General features: G+C 36.9%; 9 protein-coding genes and 1 pseudogene. 2 read left to right on the top strand and 8 right to left on the bottom strand.

Features of this window, described 5'->3' with window-relative positions:
* Nucleotides 1-53: 53 nt before the first annotated feature.
* From QMD21_01730 to trkA, 8 genes and pseudogenes are all read right to left on the bottom strand, one after another.
* A complete protein-coding gene (locus QMD21_01730; GenBank protein ID MDI6855490.1) occupies nt 54-1,061 on the bottom strand; it encodes a V-type ATPase subunit in 1,008 nt (335 codons plus the stop codon).
* 3 nt (nt 1,062-1,064) lie between these two features.
* Nucleotides 1,065-1,670 carry a V-type ATP synthase subunit E gene (locus tag QMD21_01725; protein ID MDI6855489.1) on the bottom strand — a complete coding sequence of 202 codons (606 nt, stop codon included), beginning with the start codon at nt 1,668-1,670 and terminating at the stop codon, nt 1,065-1,067.
* 6 nt (nt 1,671-1,676) lie between these two features.
* Nucleotides 1,677-1,942 (bottom strand): annotated as a pseudogene (locus QMD21_01720) (hypothetical protein).
* Between the two features lie 63 nt (nt 1,943-2,005).
* Complete coding sequence (locus QMD21_01715; protein MDI6855488.1) at nt 2,006-2,245, bottom strand: hypothetical protein; 240 nt, start codon at nt 2,243-2,245, stop codon at nt 2,006-2,008.
* Between the two features lie 10 nt (nt 2,246-2,255).
* The gene (locus tag QMD21_01710; GenBank protein ID MDI6855487.1) at nt 2,256-4,298 is read right to left on the bottom strand and encodes a V-type ATP synthase subunit I; all 2,043 of its coding nucleotides are present in this window, start codon (nt 4,296-4,298) and stop codon (nt 2,256-2,258) included.
* Nucleotides 4,299-4,300: 2 nt separating this feature from the next.
* Nucleotides 4,301-4,618, bottom strand: a complete 318-nt coding sequence (locus QMD21_01705) for a hypothetical protein (GenBank protein ID MDI6855486.1) — start codon at nt 4,616-4,618, stop codon at nt 4,301-4,303.
* Between the two features lie 31 nt (nt 4,619-4,649).
* Nucleotides 4,650-6,332, bottom strand: a complete 1,683-nt coding sequence (locus QMD21_01700) for a TrkH family potassium uptake protein (GenBank protein MDI6855485.1) — start codon at nt 6,330-6,332, stop codon at nt 4,650-4,652.
* Nucleotides 6,333-6,341: 9 nt separating this feature from the next.
* Nucleotides 6,342-7,691: a Trk system potassium transporter TrkA gene (trkA, locus tag QMD21_01695; GenBank protein MDI6855484.1), complete on the bottom strand. Its 1,350-nt coding sequence runs from the start codon at nt 7,689-7,691 to the stop codon at nt 6,342-6,344.
* A 90-nt stretch (nt 7,692-7,781) separates the two neighbouring features.
* On the opposite strand from trkA, the gene QMD21_01690 reads away from it, so the two are divergent.
* A complete protein-coding gene (locus QMD21_01690; GenBank protein MDI6855483.1) occupies nt 7,782-8,915 on the top strand; it encodes a CBS domain-containing protein in 1,134 nt (377 codons plus the stop codon).
* 92 nt (nt 8,916-9,007) lie between these two features.
* Nucleotides 9,008-10,552 (top strand): bifunctional phosphoribosylaminoimidazolecarboxamide formyltransferase/IMP cyclohydrolase, encoded by a 1,545-nt coding sequence (gene purH, locus QMD21_01685; GenBank protein MDI6855482.1) that lies wholly within the window; start codon nt 9,008-9,010, stop codon nt 10,550-10,552.
* The last annotated feature ends 25 nt before the right edge of the window (nt 10,553-10,577 follow it).

Here is a 10,577-nt window from a genome sequence, read left to right as displayed (position 1 = left end):
CTTTCTTTCCCTGAAGAGTTTCTTTCTCTTTTCCGAAAAGAGAAAGAAAGGCTTCAGACATATAACGCACGCCATTGAGCTTTTATCTTCGCTATATCTAAATTTGCAAGCTTACCTACTATTAGCATTCTTAAAAGTTTTATTTCAGTTTTTTTCGCGAGTAGATAGCCTATTAAAGGCTCTACTCCCACATAAAAAGATCTCTCTCTTAGCTTCTTTATTATGTAATCGTCGGCAAGCTTTTCTAGTAAAAGCCAGCTTCGCCACTTTTCATAATACTCTAAAGCCTGAGGTATAATCTTTTCGTAATATTTGGTTAGCTCCTTAATAAAATATTCCAGCCCTCTTTCATAGAACGTGCCTGCTTCTTTAGCACTGACTTTGCCATGAGGTACAAATACAATCAAGTCTTTTGCTCGTACCAAATTTTTAGATCTTACTGCAATTTTAAAATTCGCTATATCTGCGTAGATAGCTACGATTTCTTTTAATAGCTCATTGTCATTTGTATAAGAATACATTTTTTCAAACAGCGCTCTATCTAAAATATTCTCTATTATCCTTGGATCTTTGATTTGCGCAAATTTATTCTCTATTTCTTGAATTATTTCGCTGTAATCTCCAAGTTGCTTTATAATTTCTGATAGCTCTAATCTTAAAAAGGCTGACATTTTTTCTTTGCCTATTTCGCCAAGCTCTACAAAAAGCTCCTCTACACCTATTTTTTCTTGTAGTTTTGCTTTAAGTAATACTTTAAGATTATGGAAATCATACTCTAAGAAAAACAGCTCTATAAATTGTTTGTCAGGCGCAAACTTGCTTAGAGTAAGGTAAACTTTTTTAAGTTCTTTATTCAATACGCTTTCAAAATTTTCAGCTGTAGCTTCGCTATAGGCCGTTTCTATTAAAAGCTTGAAAAGCTCATCTATATCTTTAGCTTCAATTAATCTATCAAATTTATCTTTAGTTAGTAGCGAGCGCTCTAACTCTTTAACTACTCCAAAGCTATAAGCATATTTACTCTCCTCTTTTACAGAAAGCGCACTTAACAGTTTCGTCATTTTTTACTCAAACAGTATTTTTGCAATTTCTTGCTCTAGCAAATCTATTTTAAATTTAACAATAGCTTCTAAAGAGTTGTTAATCTCAACCTCAGGCGTTTTTAATACGAAGCCGCCTGTGAAATCTTTACGAAAATTATTGCCAAGCTCTAATTTTAAATTTTTAATTTTCAATTTTTTTTCAAGCTGTTCAAGCCAATCCTTAGGTATTCTTTTTCTATCCTTTTCACTTAATTCAATTATGCATTTACCTTCAAGCTTCTCAGCAGCGAGTATAGATAACAATCGGCTCTCTAAGAACTCTAAATATTCTCTGTCGGGCATTTCGGAAATTTCAGCCAATGCTTTTTTAATCACTTTTTCAATAATCTCTTGCTTCACAAATAACAACGATTTTCTTGCTTCTAATTTAGCCTCGCCAATAATTCTTGCCTTTACAGCTCTAGCATCTTCTTCTGCTTTTCTCAGACCTTCTTCTTTAATTTCTTCAGCTCTCTCTTCAGCTTCTTTGGTAATTTCCTGAGCTTTTAATTTAGCATTCGTTTTTATTTCTTCAGCCTTTTTATTTGCGTCACTTATTATCTGAGCTTTGAGCTCTTCTAAACCCATTTTCTTTCACAATTTTATACCGTTGAGTAGCAGAATAGTTACAAGTAAAGATAGTACTGCGTAAGTCTCTACAATAACAGGCATTATCATTGCTTTGCCAAACTCTTCAGGCCTTTTAGCTGCAACATTTTACCGAATTTTTCAGGGTCTTCTGAAGTGACTCCAGCAGCTGCCTGCGCTGCTAATCCAACACCTATACTAGAGCCCGCGCCACTTAGTCCTGCTGCTAAAGCAGCGCCCGTTATAGCAAACGCCAATCCTAAGATTTCCATATTTTATCACCTTTTATTGTTTTTTAGTTTTAGTATTACCTACATAACTTTTTAAATTTACTATCAAGGAACATCTGGATGTTTCTGTTTAATCTCTTGTGGTATGTTTTTTGTTGCCTCCCCAATAATTTCAAACTTCTTTATCACAGCACTTAACATCATATCGTCATTTTCTATATCGCTACTTTCTTTCTGCTCCTCTTTTACATAAGAGCCAAAGATTCCTTTGACTCCTGCTTTATACTTCTGTCTTATCTCATCTTTCAGTCCTTGCAAAGCCTCTTTAATTTTTTCTTTTCTCATTCTCGACTACTCATTTCACTTCAGTATATTTTTTAGCTTCACTAAAAGGCATAAACCCTCTGCCTGTAGCACCTCCTAGAAACTTACTGAAAAACTCTACGAATTGTAGTCTTAAAGTGTGTACGAAAGCGCCGAGACAGTTAATAATCAAATTGAGCGTGTGCCCGCCTATGAGTATTATTACTGCCATCACTATTCCTATGTAAGGCGTCGAAAGGCACATGAACGCAATAGTATTAACAACAATTGCTATTGCAGATGTAGTCATGCCCAATGCGAGTAGACGTGAATAAGACAGTACATCTCCTATATAGCTACTAATGCCGTAAAGACTTGCAAGTCCTGCAACTAGCCTTTTACCTATTTTTTTATGAGCTCTGCCTTTTGTTGCGACTACAACTATTACACTTGCTATAGCTATATAGATCGCGTAGGGCTGAAGTGCTGCACCAAGCGCTTTTATATTAACGCCGAACAGCTCTGTTATTCCAAATATTCTTCTTAGAGTTACACCAAAAAACCCGAGTGCATTGAGCAATACAAAAAGTACCGAGGAAAGGAAAACAGTCCAAAAGACCTGGTCGAAAAGCGCGTCTTTAAATTTTTTTAATTTTATATTGTGATAAAACTTAATCAAAGGTCCGAAATAGATAGTTTGAATGACTCCTAGCATTAGTGCGAACAGCAAGAACGAAATCACATCGTTTTCGTTCATAAGATCAAGCCAAACAGCTCTAAAGCCTGTTAAATTACCGAAGAATGAGCCTGTGAGCGAGCCTATAACCACAGTTATAGCTCCGCAACCGAGCATTAGCATAAAGAAGCCTCTACCGCCATGGATCTTTTTCATAAAGAACAAAGAAAGTGCAATTAGTACTAATCCGTAGCCTGCATCAGTTAGACATAATGCAAAAAACAGTAAGAAGAAAGGTGCTAGAAAAGGAGTAGGGTCTATCTCGGTATAGGCAGGTTTGCCATAAAGGTTAGTTACAAGCCGAAAAGGCTGGAATATTTTTTTTTCTTCTAAAGCCACAGGCGGCTGCTCACTCTCTAGAGGTGCTCTTGTGACTATTTCAATATTTTTGTATTTGGCTAGACTATTCTTTAGCTTGCTCACATCGCTCTTCTTTAGCCAGCCTTCTAGTAGAAAGGTATTTTGAGTAGTGCCTAAATTCGATAAAGCAGAAAGTTTATCTCTTTCAATTAGCAAATAATCGTAGGCAAGAAGGAAATCGTATCTATATTTAGCAAGTTTTGATATCTCTTTCTCTATTTTAGTTCGCTTCGTGGCTAGCTCCTTAAGCTCGCTATCTAAATCTTTTAAAATATTTTTTGGAGCGCTTTTTAACTCTTCAGCAAATGTTTGAATATGAGCTTCGTATTTTCTAAAAAGCTCTTCAAGCTCTTGTCTGTAAGGCTTTAAAACAATAACGAGTAGATAGTGGTTGGCACCAACAACGTTAATAACTTTAAGCCAAGCGTTAGCAATTTTTTGTAATTCTTGTACGAAACTATCAAATTTTAAACTTGATAGAGTAGAGAGACATGAAAATGTAGTTTTACTTTCGCCAAGCTCTTCAAGGTTTATTCTTAAATTTTCCCAAGGCTTTATCAATTCTCTAACTGCAGAAATTTTACTTTCCTCGCTTCTTAGTCTACTAAGTTCACTCTCAAAATCTCTTAATTTATTACAAATTTGAAGTAGCGCATCTAATTTCTTGGCTATCTTTTCAAATTCCTCTTTTGAAACTACAAACTTAGTTCCGAATATACTCTCAATTAAGCTTTTAATTAATCCAACAACAAAGCCAGGGCGAGGCTGATAAGGTAATAGATAATCTATTGCATATTGTAAGGTTGCAAGCTTTTGATCGTATTCTGTTGTGGCAATCTCAGGAGCGCTCCTTAAATAATTTTTAAGCGGGCTCTTCTCTAAACTTAGCTTTAAATCACTAATTTCTACAATACCTAATTTTTGTAAAGTCACTAAAATTTCTAATTTCTGTTGTTCGTAGCCCAGTACATAGACCCTTTCCATCTCTAGTACTGCCATTTTTATCCTTCTAGTATAATCTGGATAGCCTTTCTTATGCTCGACTCTAATTTCTCGTCAGCTTTTGATTTTAGTGCAACAATTTCTCTTTCACAAGCTTCTTTAATTTTAGCACTTTCTAATTTAGCATCTTCGTCAGCTCTTTCAACTATCTTTTTACATTTTTCTATAATTTTAGATTCTGCATCTTTTAAAATCCTTTCAGCTTGAGCTTTAGCTTTAGAAGATATCTCAGCAGATTCCTGCTCTGCTTTTATAAGAATTTCTTCAGCTTCTTGTTCCGATTTCTTTATCTCTTCAACAGCTTTAAGCTCGTCCACAAGTAGTGAATAAAATTGCGCTCAAATAAAATTATCCTCTGTAAGTTCTAGGCATGAACAGCACTAGGCAAGCAAATATTTCTAATCTACCAAGCCACATACATGCAGTAAGCCATAATTTGGTAATGGGGAGTAACGAGGCGAAAGTAGTTGCAGGACCTACTTTTCCTAAGCCCGGTCCTACAGTGCCCATTGTAGTAGCTACTGCAGAGGCACTAGAAACAATATCTAGATTCTCAATGAGCGCAACTCCAATTGCAGAAACGATGAATATTAGTATGTATAGGAAGAAGAAGGCTATGATGTTATGAACAAGCCCCTCTTCAATAGGATGCTTGGCTAAAGTTATAGGCTCAACTGCTTTTGGATGTATTATCCTTCTGAGCTCGCGCTTCACTACTTTTAGAAGAACTAAAGTACGTATTGTCTTTATACCGCCTGCACTAGATCCTGCGCACCCGCCAATGAACATAAGCACAAGAAGGATTAATTGTGATGCGAAGGGCCATTGAGCAAAGTTTGCAGAAGAAAAGCCGGTGGTGGTGTTTATAGAGACAGCCTGGAATACACCTATTCTAAACGTATCTAATGGTGAGCGGGACGAAGCGCTGAGAATAAGGTTGATAGTAATTAGAACTATTGCAATAATTATTGAAGATATATAAAATTTAAACCCTGGGTCTGTAAAGAGCGCCTTAGGTTTCCCACTTAAGAGCCTATAGTGCAATATAAAATTTGTACCGCCTACTATCATAAGTCCGATGATAATTATTTCGACAAACACGTTATCATAGGCTGCTATGTTTTGATATCTCGTTGAAAATCCGCCTGTTGATAACGATGTAAAAGAATGACATACAGAATCATAAACATCGTTCGTTGCAAGAAACAGTAAAATTATTCCTATAATAGTAAAGAGTAGGTAGACTTTCCAGAGCGCGCTCGCAGTTTCCTTTATTCTAGGCTTGAGGCGAGTAACTTCTTTACCGCTAACCTCAGCTTTAAACAGTCTTGCGCCTCCTGGCCCCATAGCGCGAGCTAAAACTACAATTGAAAGTACAATTATGCCCATTCCGCCGAGCCATTGAGTTAGAGCACGCCAGAACATAAGGCTGTGTGGATACACATTAAGATAATCCAATCCTTTAGGGACTTCAAGTACTGTAGAGCCGCAGGTAGCGAAACCGGACATAGCTTCAAAATAAGAATCAACATATCCTAAAGAGTTTGAGAAGGTGTAGGGCATAGCTGCAAAGGCAGATATAATAAGCCAGCCGAGCGCTACGCATACAAAAGCCTCCCTCTCGCGCAGCTCTTTCAATCTAGCTCTTCTGAAATATTTTAAAATTATAAAAACTACAATACATATAATTGCTATCACAGCGAATATGAGTGCAGGAAAGTACTCTATTTTTAAAGGTAGAATTACAGAGCTAGGTATTAGCATTAACACAATCCAGCCCAGTAAAATTGCAAAAATCAATTTTCTATCCCTTATCATCTCAGCTTCTTCTATACCGAGCACCCAAAGTAATAATCCTATATTTGCAGTAAGTATCATAGGCACAACGTAGCTCCGCATCACACTGTGAATAGCTTCGCTATAGTAAAATGCTACAAATACAGGCAGTAAGAAGACAAGACTGAACAGCATTATCACAAGTCCAAGCGCATCTAATAGAGCTTTCACTCTAAATGCAAGTCTAGCTAACATTTTTGGTACTTAAAACAGCCTCTCTAATTTAGGTATTGCGTCTGTTTTCGCAAAAATAATAACTTTATCGTCAATGTGTAGCTCGTCACTACCTGTAGGAACAATTACCTCATTATTTCTAACAATTGCACCTATAATACTGTTCTTAGGCAGCTTAGCATCTTTGAGCTTCTTACCTACTACTTGCGAGTTATCTAGAACTCTAAATTCCAATACTTGAGCTTCGCCTTCTTTTAGTACTTTAAAAGTTAAAACTTCAGACTTGCGCGCGTATTGCAAAATCGTGCCTATAGTGACTAGCGTTGGGCTTACAACCATCTCTATACCAACGGTTGCTAAATCAGCTCTAAGTTCAGGCTTGTCTATCAAAGCTATAATTCTTCTAGCGCCAAGCTCTTTTGCAAGTAATGCAGACAGCATATTGGTTTCGTCTTTAGGTGTGGCTGCAATAAAAGTGTCGACTCCTGCAACGCCTTCCTCTGTGAGCAGCTCTTTATCTACAGGATTGCCGTGAATAACGACTGTGCTCGCCAATTCTGTAGAGGCATTGTCGCAAAACTCTTTGTTATCGTCTATAAGAGTTACAGATACAGATTTTTCTAGAAGTTTAGCTATATGCACGCCGGTTCTTGTAGCACCTACAATAACAACTCTACTAAGCTCTTCTCCTTTACCTAATTCTATTTTACCCCTGCCGCCTATAGCACTTTCCAAAGAAGGTATTAGCTCGGCGTTGCCTAACGTTATTACTACGTTATCGTTAGGTAGAATCAGCTCGTTAGAGTCAGGTATCAGTATATCGCCATTCCTGATTATTGCTACAATCCTACAAGATTTAGGAAGCTTTAAATTTTTCAATGAGCTATTTGCAGCAGGTGAGCCCTTATCTACTGTGACTTCTAAAACTTGCACTTTGCCTTTAGCAAATATATCAGCGTCTAATAGTGTAGGGTTAAGTAAAGAGCGCACTATTTTTATACTCGTTAGAAGTGCAGGACCTAGTGCTATATCCACACCTAAATACTTAAAAGTAGATTTAGAAATGGGCTCGTTAAGATATTCTGAACTTTCTATTCTCGCTAAAGTCTTACATTTTTTAGATTTCGCAAATGCGCATGAAACTAGATTCACTTCGTCACTGCCAGTAACTCCTATGTAAAAGTCTGCCTTTTCTATACCTGCGCTAATTAAAGTTTCAGGCGAGCCGGCATTGCCTTTAACCACAAAAACGTCAAGTGCCTCGGCATGCTTGCAAGCTTCAACGTCTTTTTCTATAATTGCAATATCATGACCTTCTGAGTAAAGTGACTGCGCTAGTGCATAGCCTATATTGCCTCCACCGCCTATGACGATATACATTCTTTTTTCAAGAAAAAAAGACCTCTGTAGCTTTAAAACTTTTGCGCCAATAGCTATATATAGTAGTTATAGTTTTTTAAAATTTAAAAAATGAGATTTAAAAGTGCTTTTACAGTAGGCAAACTTTTAGGAATACCTATTAATATCCATGTAACGTTTTTACTTATAATACCTGTCTTCGTTTGGGTATTCGCTGTTAGCGAATCAACCTTTTTCTGGTTTAAACTAGGCTTCGGAAATTTAAGTTCTATAGCGCTGAGAATAATATTTGCATTTCTAGCTACAGGCATATTGTTTTTCTGCGTTCTTTTACATGAGCTTGGCCATTCTTATATAGCGCTCAAGTATGGTACTAAAATAAGGGCTATTACTTTATTTATTTTCGGCGGAATTGCTAGTATGGAAAAAATACCTAGAGCGCCTGAAAAAGAATGCAGTATTGCAATTGCAGGCCCTTTAACAAGCCTCGCAATAGGAGCATGCTTTTCAGCTGCTTTCTTAGCAGTTAGTATTTTACCTTATAATTCAATTTTAAGCTATTTTGCCATGCTCTTCAGCGTGCTTGGGTTCTATAATATCTTTTTGGCATGCTTCAATCTTTTACCAGCATTCCCAATGGATGGCGGTAGGTTGTTAAGAGCTTGGCTAGCAACTAAAATGTCTTATTTAGATGCAACTTCTAAAGCTGTGGTTATGGGTAAAGTATGCGCACTTCTAATGGGGTTGTTCGGACTAGGTCTCAATCCTTGGCTTGCTTTCAGTCCTATGCTTGTTGTTATTGCTTTCATTATATATATAGCGGCAGGGGAAGAAGAAAGAATGACTACGGTAACTATTACTCTAGAAAATGTAAAAGTCAGAGATATAATGAGTGCAGATGTAACAAGAGTTTCGCCCAATTTAACTGTAGAAAAGCTTGTAGAACTTATGCTAAAAACTAAATATATAGGCTTTCCCGTAATAGAAGAAGCAATGCAAAAACTAGAAGGTATTGTTACGCTGACAGACGTTAGAAAAATACCTGTAGAGCAGAGACGCGCAGTTTTAGTTAAAGATATAATGACGAAGAATATAATTCATATAACCCCTGAAGAAGGTGCTGTTGAGGCTTTAAAAGTTATGGCTAAGCACAATATTGGTCGCTTATTAGTACTTGAAAACGGCAAGATTGTAGGTATTGTATCTAGAACTGATTTGATGAGAGCGATACAGATATTGAGGTAGACAAGATAAAAAATGTGATGTATAAAAAACATAACTACAAAAAATCGCTACCCTTATCTTTTTACTAGCTTATTCATTTTTTCGGTGATATAATGCAAGTTAAAAGGGCGCTATTAAGCGTCTATGACAAAACAGGTATTGTAGAATTTGCTAAAGAGCTGCAAAATTTAGGTATCGATATAATTTCTACAGGTGGCACAGCTAAGGCGCTGCGAGAAAAAGGAATAAAAATAAAAGAAATTTCTGAGATTACAAAATTCCCTGAGCTACTTGAGGGTAGAGTGAAAACACTACATCCTAAAATTCAAGCTGGGATCCTTGCGGTCAGAGCTAAAAAAGAGCATCTTAGAGATTTAGAAAAAGAGGATATTGAAACTATTGATTTGGTTGCTGTCAATCTCTATCCTTTTGAAAAAACTATTTCTAAAGAGCATAAACTTGAAGATGCTATTGAAAATATAGATATTGGCGGAGTTACTTTGTTGAGAGCCGGGGCTAAAAACTATCAAGATGTAGCAGTTGTGAGCAATCCAAAAGATTATGATATCGTAATTAAGGAGCTGAGAGAGAATAATTTAAGTATCACAGAAGTTACGCGTAAGGGACTAGCTTTAGAAGCCTTCTTTCAAACAGCCCATTACGACAGTGTAATCTCAGAATATTTTAGAAGAACATTTGGCTATGAAAAATTTCCGTTTTATTTAAATTTAAGTTTTGAGAAAGTGCAAGCTCTAAGATACGGTGAAAATCCTCATCAAGAAGCTTCTTTCTATAAAACTCCCGGCTTTGAAGAGCCTTGCATAGCAAACGCAAAGAAGCTACATGGCAAAGAGCTCTCTTATAATAATATTCTAGATGCTGATGCAGCTCTAGAACTTATAAAAGAATTTTCTTTACCTGCCTGCGCTATAATCAAGCATACAAATCCTACAGGAGTTGCAATTGCTTCTAGACTTGTAGATGCTTACAGATTAGCTTACGAAACCGATAAAGTTTCGCCTTTCGGCGGAATAGTAGCTTTTAACAGAGAAGTTGATAAAGAATCGGCGGAAGAGCTTTCTAAATTGTTTCTAGAAGTTGTGCTTGCACCTAAATTCTCAGAAGAAGCTTTAGAGATATTAAAAAAGAAAAAAGATTTAAGAGTTTTAGAAGTGCCTTTAAATAGGAGTTATGAAAGGAAAGGTCTTGTCACTAGGTCAGTCGTAGGCGGTTTGCTAGTGCAAGACAGAGATGTAAAAGAGCTCGATGAATCGAAATTTAGAGTAGTAACTAAACGAGCTCCTACTGAGCAAGAGCTTGAAAACTTAAAATTTGCATTTAAAGTAGTAAGACATTGCAAATCTAATGCTTTAGTATTTGCGAAAGAGCTACATACAGTAGCTATTGGGTTGGGGCAGACGAGCAGAGTGGATTGCGCTCATATTGCTACCAGGAAAGGCGGCAAAAATATTAGAGGCTCTGCTTTGGCAAGTGATGCGTTCTTTCCTTTCAGAGATGCGGTTGACGCGGCTGCTAAGTTTGGCGTAAGCGCAATTATTCAGCCTGGCGGAAGTGTAAGAGATCAAGAAGTTATAGATGCTTGCAACGAATACGAGATTGCGATGGTTTTCTCAGGTATGAGAGTGTTCAGGCATTAATACCTTCTGAAAAACTTAGCATTTG

The organism is Candidatus Thermoplasmatota archaeon, assembly GCA_030018475.1.
In the GTDB taxonomy this organism is placed as follows: Archaea; Thermoplasmatota; JASEFT01; order JASEFT01; family JASEFT01; genus JASEFT01.
This window is presented reverse-complemented; position numbering and strand designations above follow the sequence as displayed.

What these genes read in the sequence shown, in the direction of transcription:
- QMD21_01715 (MDI6855488.1), bottom strand. Translation starts at nt 2,245, where the DNA reads ATGAGAAAAGAAAAAATTAAAGAGGCTTTGCAAGGACTGAAAGATGAG.
- QMD21_01710 (MDI6855487.1), bottom strand. Translation starts at nt 4,298, where the DNA reads ATGGCAGTACTAGAGATGGAAAGGGTCTATGTACTGGGCTACGAACAA.
- QMD21_01690 (MDI6855483.1), top strand. Translation starts at nt 7,782, where the DNA reads ATGAGATTTAAAAGTGCTTTTACAGTAGGCAAACTTTTAGGAATACCT.
- QMD21_01730 (MDI6855490.1), bottom strand. Translation starts at nt 1,061, where the DNA reads ATGACGAAACTGTTAAGTGCGCTTTCTGTAAAAGAGGAGAGTAAATAT.
- QMD21_01700 (MDI6855485.1), bottom strand. Translation starts at nt 6,332, where the DNA reads ATGTTAGCTAGACTTGCATTTAGAGTGAAAGCTCTATTAGATGCGCTT.
- QMD21_01725 (MDI6855489.1), bottom strand. Translation starts at nt 1,670, where the DNA reads ATGGGTTTAGAAGAGCTCAAAGCTCAGATAATAAGTGACGCAAATAAA.
- trkA (MDI6855484.1), bottom strand. Translation starts at nt 7,691, where the DNA reads ATGTATATCGTCATAGGCGGTGGAGGCAATATAGGCTATGCACTAGCG.
- purH (MDI6855482.1), top strand. Translation starts at nt 9,008, where the DNA reads ATGCAAGTTAAAAGGGCGCTATTAAGCGTCTATGACAAAACAGGTATT.